We start from the raw sequence: 15845 nt of genomic DNA on the forward strand, positions 1-15845 counted from the left end.
AAACCGTTCCCACAGGTTGGCGCTTTCGCGTCTTTGTAGTGTGGTTGTCATGGTTTTATGATTTCGTTACGACTGATTGGATACAGTTTTAAGGAGATAGGTGATTTTTTCTATCTCACTTTCGAGATTAATTGATTTGTTTCTTTTTGTAAAGGGTTTTCATTTTTTTTGGCAAAACTTGCTGTCCTATGTCTCAGACTGTTACCTACAGCCCGGCTTATACCTTGGTTCCTACTTATGAGTGCTTCAATCGCTGTACCTACTGCAATTTTCGGACTAATCCGGGTAAAAGCCCCTGGCTCACCTTGGTTGAGGCAGAAGAGATATTAAAACGGCTCCAAAATGAAAATGAGAAGATTTGCGAACTTCTTGTACTCAGTGGGGAGGTGCATCCCAGTTCGTCACGCCGTGGGGCTTGGTTTGGACGGATTTATGACCTGTGTGAGTTAGCACTGTCGTTGGGGTTTTTGCCACATACCAATGTTGGCCCCCTCAGCTATGAGGAGATGGCACAACTAAAAGCGGTCAATGTGTCAATGGGTTTGATGCTGGAACAGTTAACGCCTCAGCTCTTGCAAACGGTGCATCGGCAAGCTCCCAGCAAAGTCCCTTCACGGCGACTGCAACAGTTGGAATGGGCGGGGAAACTGAAAATTCCCTTTACAACAGGGTTGCTATTGGGAATTGGGGAAACCCAGGCAGATTGGTGGGAGACATTAGAGGCGATCGCGAATCTCCATGCTCGTTACAATCACATCCAAGAAGTTATCCTCCAACCCCATAGCCCCGGAAATCAGCAGTCTTGGGACGCACCTGCCTTTGATCCTCATCAGCTACCAGAGGTGATTGCCAAAGCCCGTCAGATTCTCCCAGCCAGTATCGCTATACAAATTCCTCCCAACCTAGTCCCAGATTCTCAATGGTTACTAGCTTGCTTAGAGGCTGGAGCAAGAGATCTAGGGGGGATTGGCCCTAAAGATGAAGTTAATCCCGATTATCCTCATCCTCATGCTTTGGACTTGAGAGAAGTTCTTGAACCCGCTGGCTGGCAACTGGTGCCCCGTTTGCCTGTATATCCTCAGCATGACTTTTGGTTGACACCAAGATTGCAAGCGGCTACTGAGGGATGGCGCACTGAATTTGGAGATGGGGAGATGAGCAGCACCTAGAGCAGGGGATGGAGATTTTAATAACCGCAGAGGCGCAGAGGGCACGGAGGTAAGAGAAGGAGACAATAGATGAGGAGAACATACTTCATATTTCATCCTTTATACTTCCTACTTCATCTGGCAGGCTTTACTCTATATGAAAGGACTATCTTGAGCCAAACCTTGGGTTATGAAGCTATTTCGCCGCCGATTCCTGCCACTTTTGCTGGCGTTCCTGACGATGTGTGTTGCGATCGCCTGTAACGGAGGAGGTACTACTAGCGGTACTGGCGGAAAAGTTGTAGTGGGGTCAAAAGATTTTACAGAGCAGTTCATTTTGGGAGAAATGTATGCGCTGGTTTTGGAAAATAACGGCATTGAAGTAGAGCGCAAGCTGAATCTTGGCGGTACACCTGTTGCCCAAGCTGGCATAGAGAGTGGTCGGATTGATTTATACCCAGAGTACACAGGCACGGCGTTACTAACAATTCTCAAGCAGCCTGCTAGTAGTAACGAAAAGCAGGTTTACCAAACTGTTGCTGATAGCTATAAGGAAAAATTTAACTTAGTCTGGCTAGAGCCTGCCCCGATGAATAACACTCAGGCTCTGGTGATGACAAAAGCAGGCGCAGAGAAATTCGGCATCAAAACTATCTCCGATATGGCAGCGAAAGCCAACCAATTGACAATGGTGGGGCCGCCAGAATTTGAAGGGAGGGAAGATGGTTTGCTGGGGTTAAAAAAAGCCTATGGCAATTTCACCCTCAAGCGTTACATTCCGGTCGATCCGGGTTTGCGCTATCAGTCCCTAAATGATGGTCAAGCGGATGTTGCCGTTGCCTTTGGAACAGATGGCGAAATTAGTGCGTTTAACCTAGTGACATTAGAAGACGATAAAAATATCTTTCCCCCCTATCAAGTGGCTCCAGTTGTCCGGGCGGAGGTGTTGGAAAACAATCCCGGCATTCGTGATGCCCTCAACGCCCTATCTGCCAAGTTGACGAACGAAACGATGCAACGCCTCAACTATGAAGTAAGTAGCAAACAACGGGAACCCGCTGATGTGGCAAGGGAATATCTAACCCAAGAAGGAATGTTAAATAGCACTAATAAATAAATCTCCAATCTGCGTTTAAGTTGGAGTAGTTAGGCAAAGCCGAAGCCTGTCAATCAACGCCATCCTCTCCTCTGCGCCTTACTTGTTGGAGCCGCCTCAAAACCATGGCTCAGATTCAGCAGGGGAAGTCAGACTAGTTGATTGAGCAAAAGCATCCGCCCGTTTTAATCACTCTTGCTTAAGTTCTGTTGAAACTAAATTTATCCTGCATATGGCAACTGAGATCGAGCGTAAATTTTTAATCAAAGACAACCGCTGGCGCGAAAATGCCACAGGTACTTTATATCGCCAAGGTTACATTCCCACAAAAAACGGCACCACTGTCAGAGTGCGCTTGGTAGGAAATCAAGGATATCTAACGATTAAAGGGTTAAGCGTGGGTTTTTCTAGGGCAGAGTACGAGTACCCCATCCCAGCAGAAGATGCTCAAGAAATGCTGGATAAATTATGCGATCGCCCCTTAATTGAAAAAACCCGCTACAAAATTGACGTGGCTGGTTTGATTTGGGAAGTCGATGAGTTTGCCGGAGAAAATCAAGGTTTAATTATGGCGGAAGTCGAACTCACGGACGAAGAGCATAGTGTTGAACTACCTGAATGGATTGGCGAAGAAGTTACTGATGACTCTAGGTACTACAACGTCAATTTAGCCAAAAACCCATTTAGTCAGTGGGTAAAGCAATAAGCTGCATCACTTCCCCCACGGCTGAACTTGTTGCTACCGTCTTCCCCTCCGGCGATCAACTCAGGGCGGTTACCTGCTCACAAGCGGGTTAGAGAGTTTTTTGCTTGTTGTATCTAAGCCATACAGGCTCTAAAACCCTCTCTAAGCTTCTCTGCATCTAAGTTACGACCGATGAATACCAGTTCATTCTTGCGAGTTTCCTCAGGTTTCCAGAGGCGATCGCGCGTGCCATCAAAAATCATATGCACACCCTGAAACACAAAGCGATGGTCTTCCCCGGCAAAGTTGAGAATGCCCTTCATGCGAAAGATATCCGTCCCTTGCGTCTGCAATAGTCGGCTCATCCAATTTTCCAGTTTTGTTCCATCCACTTCCCCAGATTCTACTAACGCAACGGAGTACACCGATTCGTCATGCTCGTGGGCATCTTCACTCAAAAATTGGGGATCAATTTCTAAAGCGCGTTGCAAATCGAAGGCTTTAACACCCAAAAGCGCCTCCATTCCTAACTCGCTATTGCGGGTGCGGTAGACCTTCGCCATGGCGTTCATCCCGCCTATGCGTCGCTCTAACTCATCTAACTGTTCTGGCGTTACCAAGTCAATTTTATTAATCAAAATTACATCAGCAAAGGCAATTTGCTCTTGTGCTTCGCTGCTATCCCAATGCTCCCAGATGTGCTTGGCATCTACTAGCGTCACCACTGCGTCGAGTTGCAACTGCTCGCGCATGTCCTCATCAACAAAAAAGGTTTGAATCACAGGAGCGGGGTCAGCCAGTCCCGTAGTTTCAATCACAAGATGGTCAAATTTATCTCGCCGCCGCATCAAGTTGCCGATAATCCGCATCAAATCACCCCGAACAGTGCAGCAGATGCAGCCGTTGTTCATTTCAAAGATTTCTTCATTGGCATCGATGACGAGTTGGTTGTCGATACCAACTTCCCCAAACTCATTAACAATCACGGCAACCTTTAGCCCATGTTCGTGAGTGAGGATGCGGTTAAGCAGAGTCGTTTTCCCAGAGCCGAGATAGCCAGTGAGAACAGTAACTGGCACTGTACTAGAAGATTGGGTTGTAATCATAATCTAAAGAAGTTTCTTTTATAATGATAATCACTATCAATGACAAGCAAACAGGTTTTTATCTACAGGCGAAATCCCCGGCTTCTTAGGGAAGTCGGGGATCTGAGGCGCTAGCAGCAGCCCTAGCAAGGGCATTGCCATGCCCCTACACATTTAGAATGTATGTAAGTTATTTAATGCACATTCCTTAGCTACCAGCGGTTTCGGGGGGGAGGATGACTTGGTCAACCGCGTGGATGACACCGTTGCTGGCGTCGATGTCTGGTTGAGTTACGGTGGCGTCGTTGATTCTCACTTCATTACTGGCTTGATCGACTTCAACAGTAACTGGGGTTCCTTCTACGGTATTCACTTCGCCGGCAGTAATTTGGTTAGAAGTCACCTCACCAGGTATTACGTGGTAACTAAGAAGCTGAACCAATTGTTCGCGATTTTCTGGTTTCAACAGTTCTTCAACTGTGCCAGCAGGTAGTGCGGCAAAGGCGGCATCGGTGGGAGCAAATACGGTGTATGGCCCTTCGCCTGATAGGGTTTCAGTTAATCCGGCTGCCTCAATTGCCTGATTTAAAGTACTAAAAGAATCGTTAGTCGATGTCAACTCAACGATGTTTTCGTTGCCAGCAGTTGCTGTGGGTGAGGTGGTCTCAACAGGCGCTTCTCCAGCGATCGGAGCTTCAGTTCCAGGCTGTTGATCTATCACTCCTGTTTCTTGAGGTTGATCGCAAGCTGATAGTGCAACAGCACTACCAATACTTAACAGTCCAACCAAAGCAATTTTTGTGAAGCCAGGAAACTTTTTCATGAATAATTTTGAGGTGTTTTGTTGATATTAACAATTATTTATAAATAATAACTAGGCAATCATAGCAATGCAATCTTTCTTCAGACAGACGTTCAATGTCTGAGCCGAGAACGGGCTGAGTCTAGGAAGATAAACTTATTCGTTACTAGTTAAAGATAGCTTTACGTTATGAAAATCTTTGGCAGACTAACTAGCGATCGCCAAATTGTACGAGTAGAACGGCGGGGCTATTTGTAGGGATTAAGGTCTGAGGGAATACGCTAAAAACAGCAGGGAGGGAGAGCCGCTGGGGGGAGAATGCTCGGCAACACTGGCTCTAGTGGGGGTTTTGCCCGAAGCGATCGCCACTCGCTGCAACCTTAAGCCAAACGAACCATCACGATCAGGATAAATTATCATTTTTGGGTGCGAAGTGGCTTGCACTCCAACGATATACTAGGCAATGAGGTTGTAAAAAAATCTTCACAAAAGCCCTGAAAGAGTTTTTGATACTAGCTGTATCGAACCTTTCTCAGTAATTACTTGTATCGGTAAACATGAATCCAGGAATCGACTTACAAGGAAGCTTTATCCAAACTTTAAGGGATCTAGGCATCCCATCGGGTGCCGCCAAAGCCATTTGGATGCCGCTGCCGATGTTTTTGATGATCATTGGTGCCACCCTGGGAGTGCTGGTGCTCGTGTGGCTAGAGCGAAAAATTTCTGCCGCTGCCCAGCAGCGCATTGGGCCGGAATATGCTGGCCCCTTAGGAGTTTTGCAGCCCGTGGCAGACGGTCTGAAATTAGTCTTTAAAGAAGACATCATTCCCGCCAAGGCTGACTCACTGTTGTTTACACTAGGGCCTATCCTAGTCGTTATCCCGGTGTTTTTGTCCTACCTAATCGTGCCCTTCGGGCAGAACTTAGTAATCACGGATATCGGGACGGGAATTTTCTTGTGGATTGCATTATCCAGCATTCAGCCGATTGGTCTATTGATGTCTGGCTATGCCTCCAACAACAAATACTCCCTCCTCGGTGGTTTGCGAGCCGCAGCCCAGTCGATTAGCTACGAAATTCCCTTAGCCTTATCAGTGCTGGCGATCGTGATGCTCTCCAATAGCCTCAGCACCATTGATATCGTTGAGCAGCAATCTGGCTATGGCATTCTCAGTTGGAACATCTGGCGTCAGCCCGTTGGGTTTATAGTCTTCTGGATTGCCGCCTTAGCAGAGTGCGAACGATTGCCCTTTGACCTCCCAGAAGCAGAAGAAGAGTTGGTTGCGGGATACCAAACCGAATATGCCGGAATGAAATTTGGCTTGTTCTACATTGGTTCCTACGTCAACCTGGTACTGTCTGCTTTGCTAGTTTCTGTCTTGTACCTAGGAGGTTGGGGGTTTTTCATTCCTCTTGACCAATTAGCCAACTGGCTGGGTGTGAGTGAAGTCAGTCCCTGGTTGCAGGTGATTACCGCCGCCCTGGGAATTTTCATGACCCTCGTGAAGGCTTACTTATTGGTGTTTATTGCCATATTGCTGCGTTGGACAGTTCCCCGTGTGCGGATTGACCAACTGCTGAACTTGGGATGGAAATTTCTCCTGCCCGTTTCCCTGGCGAATTTGTTACTTACTGCCGCCCTCAAACTTGCCTTTCCTGTCGCTTTTGGGGGTTAACTCAGTTGTTAGTTTTTAGTTGTTAGCTTTTAGGCATAAAGACTTGTACCTAATAGCCTTTGGTTTAAAAATTAGTAACTTAATCTTTCGACTAACCACGAAGTAACTAACAACTTTAATGAGAGAGACACCACAATGTTAAAGTTCCTCAAACAAGTTAGCGATTACGCTAAAGAAACTGTTCAAGCGGCTAAGTATATCGGTCAGGGTCTCTCTGTTACCTTTGACCATATGCAGCGGCGTCCTGTTACAGTTCAGTATCCTTACGAAAAACTCATTCCTTCTGAACGTTATCGGGGTCGGATTCACTTTGAATTCGATAAGTGTATTTCCTGCGAAGTCTGCGTTCGGGTTTGCCCCATTAACCTACCCGTCGTAGATTGGGAATTTGATAAAGTCAGCAAGAAGAAAAAGCTCAAGCACTACAGTATCGACTTTGGCGTGTGTATTTTCTGCGCCAACTGTATTGAGTACTGCCCTACCAACTGCTTGTCGGCAACGGAAGAGTACGAACTCTCTACCTATGACCGTCACGAACTCAACTTTGATAACGTCGCGATGGGTCGTTTGCCGTACAAAGTGACCCAAGACCCAATGGTCACTCCACTACGTGAGCTGGTTTACCTGCCCAAAGGAGTCCTCGAACCCCACGGTCTACCTCCTGGTTCCCCGCGTCCTGGGTTGCGTCCAGAACAAATTCTGGAGCAGATGGAAGCTCAAGGAACCGACGGGCAAGAGGAAAAATCAGCAGCCAAGAAATAACGCGATCGCTACTCAATAGTTAGTCATTAATGACAAAAAACTACGGAAAAGCGACAGCGGAAAACAGACAATTGACAACTGATAAAGGACAAAAACGGTGAATCTAGCAGAAGGAGTTCAGCTCGTTTCGTTTGGCTTGCTGGCTGTGATGATGATTACAGCAGCTTTAGGAGTCGTTCTACTGACCAACATTGTTTATTCAGCATTTTTGTTGGCTGGCGTCTTTATCAGCATTGCTGGCTTGTACATTTTGCTCAATGCTGACTTTGTCGCCGCCGCCCAAGTGCTGGTTTATGTTGGGGCAGTTAACGTCTTGATTTTGTTTGCCATCATGCTGGTAAACAAGCGAGAAGACTTTGCCGTCCTTCCTAGGGGCTGGATTCGTAAAGCCGCTACCGGAGTAGTTTGTGTCGGTCTATTTCTCCTGCTGGGAACGATGGTTGTCGCGACACCTTGGGCGATTTCTGTCGAGCCTGTAATCGGGGGTGAAAGCACGGTAGTGCAAATCGGGGAGCATTTCTTCAGCGACTTTCTGCTACCGTTTGAGCTAGCGTCAGTGCTGTTGTTGATGTCAATGGTAGGGGCGATTATCTTGGCGCGTCGCGATTTTCTGCCCGAAGAACTGAGCCGTCCCCAAGGCGATATCAGCACCGCGTCTATGTTGCCTGAACGACCCCGCGAGCTGGCATCCCTGGGCGAGGGTCAAAAGACCAATCGCTAAAGCGTCTTGCTTTCCCTGATGCCACTAACAACCTCAAGCCGTTGGTGGCAAATCGTTTCCCTTTCGTTGATACAACAGAAGATTTATGCACCTACAACTTGAGTATTTCTTAATTCTAGGCGCGGCATTGTTCTGCATCGGCATTTACGGCGTAATTACTAGTCGCAATGCTGTGCGCGTGCTGATGTCCATTGAATTATTGTTGAATGCAGTCAACCTGAATTTGATGGGCTTTTCTAATTATTTAGACCCTCAAGAAATTAAAGGTCAGGTTTTTGCGGTCTTTGTAATTACTGTAGCTGCCGCAGAAGCAGCGGTGGGTTTGGCAATTGTTTTGTCCATTTACCGCAACCGCGACACCATCGATATGGAGCAATTTAATCTCCTCAAGTGGTAAGGTCGCAGCTAAAGTGGTGACTAAATCAGAAATGCCTGCCGATATAGGCGGGCATTTTTGTAGGTAGGCTAGTAGCGCGATCGCTTTTCACAATAACTTTACGGCTCGCTGAGAGGATGGTTGACGACAAGCCTTTGATCGTCTTGGTACCTCAGAGATTTAGCTGAAATGGCAGCAGCGATCGCGATAAAAATTTCAGGGTTTAAGATTAAAAAGACACAGATTTATTAGGGATGTGAGCGATGGTGCAATCTGACCCGAAGCTACGCCTACCAACTAGCGCTGAATTACCTTGCTCAGACGATACACCTGTGGATAACGAAAATCAAAATTTTATTCCTAACTTACTATTATTTTTGCTGAAATTCATCTGGGGAAATCGCTCCGATTGGTTTTTTGGAGTAGATATGGGGATTTATCACACAACAGGAGTAAGCCCGTTGGTGCCTGTTGTTCCAGACGGATTTTTGAGTTTAGGGGTTGAGCGTCACAGCAGCGGGAAGCAGCGGAAAAGCTATGTGGTTTGGGAGGAAAATGGGGTTGTTCCTATTTTTACTCTAGAGATTGTGTCGCTGACACCTGGGGGAGAATATGACAAAAAAATGGCAATTTATGCCAACCTGGGAGTTTTATATTATGTGATTTATAACCCTGAATATTGGCAACGGGATAGACATCAACCCTTCGAGGTTTATCGCTTAGTTGATGGGGAGTATAAACTGCAAATTGGCGAACCGTACTGGATGAGTGAGATTAATTTAGGGATTGGACGCGCGCCGTACTGGGATGGAGAGGTAGAGATTGAAGCGCTGTATTGGTACGACCAACAAGGAAATCGCTATCTGACGGCAGAGGAAAGAGCAGAACAGCAGCGACAACGCGCTCAAAGCGCAGAGCAGGCGCGAAGAGATTCAATACCCCGATTGTTAGGAATGGGGTTAAGTGTGGAACAGGTGGCAGAAGCACTAAACTTGACGGTGGAGGAAGTCAGGCAGAGCGCTCAACAGTGAGATGACGACTAGCGCGCTCGCTTTTCACCAGAAAAACGAGCGAGAAGCCCCTGGCTTTAGACATGGGGAGGAAAGCGGCAGCGACTTCAGTCGCCTGGAAATTTCTTCCTTCAAAATGCGTAGCTATAACCATCTTTTTTGTGGATTGCTTTGCAATACTTGTAGCTAACGCCTGCCACTCTCGCAGACTTAGTTACGATATCAAAACTGCCTGAAGCACGGCACAGAACCCGCCCTGCGTAGCAGCCTATTTTCTTCCCTGCGGTAACGGTTGCGCTAACAATATCGCCAGTTTGAAAACCTTTATGGATTTGCACTCTAGACTTATGCCGAATGGGAAATCCGTACTGGTTTGTGCCGCACATCTGTCGTGTCCCGTGACCTTTTGCCGCAATCAGCAACGGCTTTGAAGTCAAGACTGTGAGTGTCTCAAACTTACCCACACACGCAGCATCAAGCCAGTGCGATTTAGCCAATCCTAATCGATTGCGATTGAACTTAGTTTGCCCTCCCGTACCAGTAGTGACGGGCAATCCCGTCTCTTTAAGTGCATTAAATAATGCCCATCGGGTTGAGTTGACCGCTGCTGCATCTTTAAGCGGCAGTTTTGCCTGTTTGAGAATGCGGTTTAACAGGTCGGGTTTAGTCGCCAGGAATTCTCGAACATCCTGATTGCCTTTCTTTTGATTACAATCGTGACAGGCAATCGTTAAGTTAGAAACCCTGTCCGAGCCACCTCTTGATTTGGGTTGAATGTGTTCAATCTCGAACGCTACATTTTCAACCGAGCAATAAGCGCACTGCCGATTCCATTTTTCCAAGAGATACTGCCGGACTTCGTAACCCTGTAATTCTCCTTGCTGATACAAGACGCCTGAGATTTCAGGGTTTTGCATTAGTTGGGTATCGAACCGCACTAGCTCTTGAACAATGCGAGCAATGGGAGCAAATCGAATCAACTTGTGAACCCATGTAAGTGTTGTTTCGACCCGATGCTGCAAGGATGGAGCTAGCCAACCATCGGGACGAGTGCGATTGAGGAATCGTGCCTGCCGATAGCGAGTTTTGCGATTGCGTCTTCCTCGCCTAAGTTGACGGCGAGAGAGAAGTGCTTCTTTAATTTGTTGTCCCCGGTGTTGCAGTTCGGCTCCGAAGATAATCTCGTTGCCCTGTTTGATTGCAATCCCCGTGACTTTCGATCCGGGATCTAATTTGAGTTCTAGCGGTTCAGGATTCGTCTCAACACTTCGGCTCTGACTTCGCGGCTCGACTGAGCTTCGCCGAACGTCTGAGCGCGGTTCCTGAGCCTGCCGAAGGGCAGTCGAACGCTCAGTGACCACTGCTTTGTTCAAAACAATCGTAAACGGATAGCGACGAAATACCGCTGCCTTGCCTGCTTTCAGCAATGACCTTGCCATTCCTGGTTTACAGGGTGATAGCGGTTGGCGATCGGTATCAATTACAAAGACAAAGTTAGACATTGTTGCGTCTCCTCTGATTTCTCGTAATGTTCGCTTCGCCAATGTTTTCAAGGCTTGTCATGTTGGCTGCACTTCCTTAACCCATTACAGATGTTTAACAACCAACGATAGGGCTACAAACTAGCGACGCATTTGTAGGTATCGTGACCTTAAAAACGTAGACCTCGAAGGTATACGGCTGGTCATGTTCTGGCTTGTATCCCGCTCGAAGAGTCGGGCAGTCTACAAGCCCCTGCCTTTAGGCATGGGGTTCATGACAGTTACATATTTTCTGGCTGGAGGTACTACCTCTGTCGGGAATGGCAATGCCATACCCCTGTTTATAGCAGACCTATAAATTACTGAGGGCGATCGCACTTAAGAAATTTGGCGGAAATTGCCGAGGCGATCGCTCTACAATAGAAAATTCAAGTATCCGACTAATCACCTCACGATGACTGCCTGGGCTGATGAGCGCTAGAACACTGTTTGACAAAGTTTGGGACTTACATACCGTAGGCACGTTGCCTTCTGGTCAGACTCAGCTATTTATCGGTTTACACTTAATTCACGAAGTCACCAGTCCGCAAGCTTTTGCAATGCTGCGGGAGCGAGGACTGAAGGTACTGTTTCCCGATCGCACCGTTGCCACGGTCGATCATATCGTTCCCACAGAAAATCAAGCACGTCCTTTTGTCGATGTACTGGCAGAAGAGATGATGCAGGCGTTGGAGAAAAACTGCAAAGATTACGGCATTCGCTTTTACAACGTAGGTTCTGGCAATCAAGGCATCGTCCACGTCATTGCCCCCGAACAAGGCTTGACTCAACCCGGAATGACCGTAGCCTGCGGAGATTCTCATACCTCAACCCATGGTGCGTTTGGCGCGATCGCTTTTGGCATTGGCACCTCTCAAGTCCGCGATGTCTTAGCCTCCCAAACTCTTGCTCTGTCTAAGCTCAAAGTCCGCAAAATTGAAGTCAACGGCGAATTACCGCCAGGAGTTTATGCCAAAGATGTCATCCTCCATATCATCCATACCCTCGGCGTAAAAGGTGGCGTCGGCTACGCCTACGAGTTTGCTGGCACCACTTTTGAGCAGATGAACATGGAAGAGCGGATGACTGTCTGTAATATGTCCATTGAAGGTGGCGCTCGTTGCGGCTATATTAATCCCGATCAAGTGACCTTTGAATACCTCAAGGACAAAGATTGTGCCCCCAAAGGTGAAAAATGGCAGGAAGCTGTGGAATGGTGGACAAGCCTCCGCAGCGATCCAGATGCCCTTTTTGATGATGTTGTCACCTTTGATGCTGCGGAGATAGCGCCGACAGTCACCTGGGGAATTACGCCAGGTCAAGGAATTGCCGTTAATCAAGTTGTCCCCCTTGCCGATACCTTGCCAGAAAGCGAAAGAGCGATCGCCTCGGAAGCCTACCGCTACATGGAGCTGACTCCAGGTGTGCCGATTCAAGGTACAAAAATCGATGTCTGTTTTATTGGTAGCTGCACCAACGGACGCTTGAGCGACTTGCGAGAAGCCGCTAAATTCGCTAAAGGTAGGCATGTAGCAGAGGGAATTAAAGCCTTTGTCGTCCCCGGTTCAGAACGGGTAAAAAAGGAAGCGGAAGCGGAAGGATTGCACAAAATCTTCACTGAAGCTGGATTTGAGTGGCGCGAACCGGGATGCTCTATGTGTCTAGCGATGAATCCCGACAAACTGCAAGGAAACCAAATTAGCGCATCTTCCTCTAACCGCAACTTCAAAGGTCGTCAGGGTTCCTCAACAGGACGAACCCTGCTGATGAGTCCAGCAATGGTGGTTGCAGCAGCAGTTAAGGGTGAAGTGTCAGACGTGCGGGAGTTGATTTAGAGACATCCCTCGTTAAATGCGATCGCGATCCTGCTGCACAAACAAAGAGGGTGGACTTTTTTATAAGTTCACCCTCTTTAGATTATTGGCTGCAAGCCCCCCTAGAAGGGCGAGGCTTGTATCCCATTTATCTATCTAGATCAAGTCCTTACTTGGTCTTGTCTGTATCGATTCTTGTGTCTCTGATGACAACTCTTTCTCTAACTTCTGCAGTACCGGAGACTTGGATGTCATTATCCTTATTTTGCTCTTTGGCAGAGTCGGCTGCATTCTTGGCAGAAGACTTCACATCCTGTGCTGCACCTTTAGCAGAGTCAGCGGTACTTTGAGCAGAAGACTTCACATCCTGTGCTGCACTTTTAGCTGCGCCTTTAGCAGAGTCGGCGGTACTTTGGGCAGAAGACTTCACATCCTGTGCTGCACTTTTAGCAGATTCGGCTGCACTCTTACCAGAAGACTTCAACGAGTCAGCGGCACTCTTACCAGAAGACTTCAACGAGTTAGCCGCACTTTTTATAGATGGCTCAACTGCCTTTGCTGTACTTTTTATACTTGTTCTCGCATCTTTGGTAGCACCCTCAACTTCTTGAGCTACAGCTTTAACAGAAGGTGTTACTTCATCAGCAGTATGTTTAATTGAGTTTGCTGCACTTTCTACGGAAGGCTGAACACCTTCAATAGTGTGAGTGACTGAATCTTTGACATCTCTAATCGCAGGTCTGACTTCCTCAGATGCCCCTTTGACTGCATCTACAACAGAAGGCTTGGTTTCTTTAACTGTCTGATCGACAGATTCAGCTATACCTTTAATCGAAGGTCTAGCATCCTCAACTGTCCCTTTGACTGCCTCTGCTGTACCTTTGATAGATGGCTTGACTTCCTCAACCGTTTCCTTTGCGGCTGTTCCTATCTCTTCTACAGTGTGCTTAACACCGTCTGCTACAGAGTGGGCTGCATCGCCTAAGTTATCTACAGCGCGGTTAACCGTATCAGCAGTACCTTTGCCGACCATAGCGCCAGCAACGGAACCGACTACAGCGCCAACAATTCCTGAGCGAGCACCGAGAACACCGCCAATTGCTGCTCCCGCGACTCTTGCACCGATACCTGAGCCTGAGCCTGATGATTTATGTTGATCAGATTCAGAATTCTCGTCAGTCTGAGCCTGAGTTACCTGATTTTCAACCTTGTCAGTTTTCTTCTCTGGCAAGTTAAGATCTGCGTCAGGTTGGTTAAAGGGTTGGTTATTGTTATTCATAATGCCTAATGGGTTCATCTTATATGTACACTTACAACATTAGCGAATTAGCCTGAGAAACTCTCCAGCTTGAGGAGTAGATCCCACTCAACTTAAGAAGTAACTCAGGAAAGATGTTTAGTTTTACCAACTGAGACATATAGCACTAGTAACGGCTCTCTTTGTAGAGAAATTGCAAGTTGCGACATGCAGACCTTGAGACATCAGCAACAGACCAGAGAGTCTGGCATGATATTAGAATGCTCTGTGTAATAGGCTACAAATAAACAATTAGGATTGAATTAATGAATCAAGTCAAAACAGTTAGAGGACGGGGTATTCCTCTCGTTGGTAATGATATTGATACCGATAGAATTATCCCCGCTCGCTTTTTGCGTTGCGTCACGTTTGATGGATTAGGAGAACAAGCGTTTGCCGATGATCGCGCCCAATCTCAAGGAGAACATCCCTTTGACCAACCCCAGTATCAAGGCGCGCTCGTCCTAGTCGTTAATGGCAACTTTGGCTGTGGTTCCTCGCGAGAACACGCTCCCCAAGCGTTATCGAAATGGGGTATTCAAGCCATTGTTGGAGAGAGTTTTGCCGAAATATTCTTTGGTAACTGCGTGGCGATCGGAATTCCTTGCGTGACGATGGAACCAGAGATGGTGAAGCAGTTACAGGCGCTATTGCAAGAGAATCCCCAAGCTTCGGTAAGTGTGGATTTAGAAGCCATGCAAGTCTGTTGCGGTGACTTCCAAGCTCCTACATCTATGGGTAAGGGGTCAAGGCAAATGCTGACCACAGGTACTTGGGATAGTTGTGGACAACTAGTTGCCCAAACTGAGCAAATTCGGGCTACGGCTGCCAAATTACCCTACGTTGATTGGGGCAGTCAAGTTGCGTAACGTCAGGCTAAAGAGTTAAAGCCTGGGAAAATACTGTGGCTCTAAGTTGGAAGCTGACAGTTCAAGCGAGGTAGGGTAGGCATCGTCCACCCTACAAATTATCAATTTAGATTCTTCAGTTTTTCTAACATCCGAGCGGTACGACTAACTGTTCCGGGTTCTGTCAAAATTCCTTGGGTTGGACTAAACAAGAATGCTAGTAAGAAGAAACCGAATACAACCATAACGATCGCTGGCCCTGATGGCACATTTAGGTAATAACTGATATACATTCCAGTAATACTAGAAATCACCCCAATTATTGCACCAACAAACATCATCTGGTGTAATTCTTTGACTAATAGATAAGCAGTAATTGCTGGGCCAACTAACAGGGAAATGACTAGTAATACTCCCACGGTTTGCATACTAGCAACAATGGTTAGAGTAATCGCACAGATTAGACCGAAATACATCGCCGTTACAGGTAAGCCACTGGCTTGTGCGCCTAGGGGATCAAAAGTATAAAACAATAGTTCTTTATAAAAAAGCTTAGTTAGTACTAAGATGAACAGGGTGACGACCAGAGTTTGCCAGACATCTGTAGGTCTTACTCCTAAAATATCGCCAAAAAGAATGTGAGTAAGATCGAGGCGGTTTGTCTTTAATACAGTGATTAAAATCACTCCTAATCCCAAAAAACTGGTTAGGGTTAACGCCATTGCTGCATCAACTTTTACCCGCGATCGCGTCCGAATTCCTGCCACAACTAAAGCACTGAGAATTCCGGCAATAAATGCACCAACTGAGAGATTGATTCCTAAATAAAATGCAATAGATAATCCTGGAATAACAGCATGGGCAATCACATCACCAATCATTCCTATCTGTTGCACAATCAAGTAGCTGCCCACAACGGCACCCAATACCCCCATCAACACCCCAATTGCTAGGGCATTTCGCATAAACTCAAAGGTTAGTGGTTCAACAAGTAGTTCCAATATC

At 47.0% G+C, this 15845-nt stretch carries 16 protein-coding genes; 10 read left to right on the top strand and 6 right to left on the bottom strand.

The window, feature by feature from the left end; genetic code table 11:
• The first annotated feature begins 188 nt into the window (after positions 1 to 188).
• The 3 genes from cofG to AC5JR3_RS16960 all read left to right on the top strand — a co-directional run bounded on the left by cofG (position 189) and on the right by AC5JR3_RS16960 (position 2950).
• Positions 189 to 1169 (top strand): 7,8-didemethyl-8-hydroxy-5-deazariboflavin synthase subunit CofG, encoded by a 981-nt coding sequence (gene cofG / locus AC5JR3_RS16950; RefSeq protein ID WP_495847728.1) that lies wholly within the window; start codon positions 189 to 191, stop codon positions 1167 to 1169.
• Between the two features lie 169 nt (positions 1170 to 1338).
• Positions 1339 to 2265 carry a glycine betaine ABC transporter substrate-binding protein gene (locus tag AC5JR3_RS16955; RefSeq protein WP_495847729.1) on the top strand — a complete coding sequence of 309 codons (927 nt, stop codon included), beginning with the start codon at positions 1339 to 1341 and terminating at the stop codon, positions 2263 to 2265.
• Between the two features lie 211 nt (positions 2266 to 2476).
• On the top strand, positions 2477 to 2950 hold the full coding sequence (locus tag AC5JR3_RS16960; protein ID WP_495847730.1) for a CYTH domain-containing protein: 474 nt from the start codon (positions 2477 to 2479) through the stop codon (positions 2948 to 2950).
• A gap of 113 nt (positions 2951 to 3063) precedes the next feature.
• Here AC5JR3_RS16960 and AC5JR3_RS16965 read toward each other — a convergent pair whose 3' ends face one another.
• The 3 genes from AC5JR3_RS16965 to AC5JR3_RS16975 form a co-directional block, all read right to left on the bottom strand.
• A complete protein-coding gene (locus tag AC5JR3_RS16965) occupies positions 3064 to 4035 on the bottom strand; it encodes a CobW family GTP-binding protein (RefSeq protein WP_495847731.1) in 972 nt (323 codons plus the stop codon).
• Positions 4036 to 4222: 187 nt separating this feature from the next.
• A complete protein-coding gene (locus tag AC5JR3_RS16970; protein ID WP_495847732.1) occupies positions 4223 to 4837 on the bottom strand; it encodes a fasciclin domain-containing protein in 615 nt (204 codons plus the stop codon).
• A 240-nt stretch (positions 4838 to 5077) separates the two neighbouring features.
• Positions 5078 to 5236: a hypothetical protein gene (locus AC5JR3_RS16975; protein WP_495847733.1), complete on the bottom strand. Its 159-nt coding sequence runs from the start codon at positions 5234 to 5236 to the stop codon at positions 5078 to 5080.
• A 137-nt stretch (positions 5237 to 5373) separates the two neighbouring features.
• Here AC5JR3_RS16975 and nuoH point away from each other — a divergent pair, with 137 nt between their 5' ends.
• From nuoH to AC5JR3_RS17000, 5 genes are all read left to right on the top strand, one after another.
• Positions 5374 to 6492 carry an NADH-quinone oxidoreductase subunit NuoH gene (gene nuoH / locus AC5JR3_RS16980; protein ID WP_495847734.1) on the top strand — a complete coding sequence of 373 codons (1119 nt, stop codon included), beginning with the start codon at positions 5374 to 5376 and terminating at the stop codon, positions 6490 to 6492.
• Between the two features lie 135 nt (positions 6493 to 6627).
• On the top strand, positions 6628 to 7254 hold the full coding sequence (ndhI, locus tag AC5JR3_RS16985; RefSeq protein ID WP_495847735.1) for an NAD(P)H-quinone oxidoreductase subunit I: 627 nt from the start codon (positions 6628 to 6630) through the stop codon (positions 7252 to 7254).
• 97 nt (positions 7255 to 7351) lie between these two features.
• The gene (locus AC5JR3_RS16990) at positions 7352 to 7975 is read left to right on the top strand and encodes an NADH-quinone oxidoreductase subunit J (RefSeq protein WP_495847736.1); all 624 of its coding nucleotides are present in this window, start codon (positions 7352 to 7354) and stop codon (positions 7973 to 7975) included.
• 85 nt (positions 7976 to 8060) lie between these two features.
• Positions 8061 to 8372: an NADH-quinone oxidoreductase subunit NuoK gene (gene nuoK, locus AC5JR3_RS16995; protein WP_495847737.1), complete on the top strand. Its 312-nt coding sequence runs from the start codon at positions 8061 to 8063 to the stop codon at positions 8370 to 8372.
• A gap of 242 nt (positions 8373 to 8614) precedes the next feature.
• The gene (locus AC5JR3_RS17000; RefSeq protein WP_495847738.1) at positions 8615 to 9382 is read left to right on the top strand and encodes a Uma2 family endonuclease; all 768 of its coding nucleotides are present in this window, start codon (positions 8615 to 8617) and stop codon (positions 9380 to 9382) included.
• A 110-nt stretch (positions 9383 to 9492) separates the two neighbouring features.
• On the opposite strand, the gene iscB is transcribed toward AC5JR3_RS17000, so the two are convergent.
• Positions 9493 to 10863, bottom strand: a complete 1371-nt coding sequence (gene iscB / locus AC5JR3_RS17005) for an RNA-guided endonuclease IscB (RefSeq protein WP_495847739.1) — start codon at positions 10861 to 10863, stop codon at positions 9493 to 9495.
• 449 nt (positions 10864 to 11312) lie between these two features.
• Between iscB and leuC the strand changes: the two genes are divergently transcribed.
• Positions 11313 to 12716 carry a 3-isopropylmalate dehydratase large subunit gene (gene leuC / locus AC5JR3_RS17010; protein ID WP_495847740.1) on the top strand — a complete coding sequence of 468 codons (1404 nt, stop codon included), beginning with the start codon at positions 11313 to 11315 and terminating at the stop codon, positions 12714 to 12716.
• 148 nt (positions 12717 to 12864) lie between these two features.
• Here the strand turns inward: leuC and AC5JR3_RS17015 are convergent, their stop codons facing one another.
• Entirely contained in the window at positions 12865 to 13974 is a 1110-nt protein-coding gene (locus AC5JR3_RS17015; RefSeq protein WP_495847741.1) for a hypothetical protein, read from the bottom strand.
• Between the two features lie 284 nt (positions 13975 to 14258).
• Between AC5JR3_RS17015 and leuD the strand changes: the two genes are divergently transcribed.
• On the top strand, positions 14259 to 14861 hold the full coding sequence (gene leuD / locus AC5JR3_RS17020; RefSeq protein ID WP_495847742.1) for a 3-isopropylmalate dehydratase small subunit: 603 nt from the start codon (positions 14259 to 14261) through the stop codon (positions 14859 to 14861).
• Between the two features lie 101 nt (positions 14862 to 14962).
• Here leuD and AC5JR3_RS17025 read toward each other — a convergent pair whose 3' ends face one another.
• A complete protein-coding gene (locus AC5JR3_RS17025; RefSeq protein WP_495847918.1) occupies positions 14963 to 15844 on the bottom strand; it encodes a metal ABC transporter permease in 882 nt (293 codons plus the stop codon).
• Between the last annotated feature and the right edge of the window lies 1 nt (position 15845).

The organism is Kastovskya adunca, assembly GCF_059505785.1.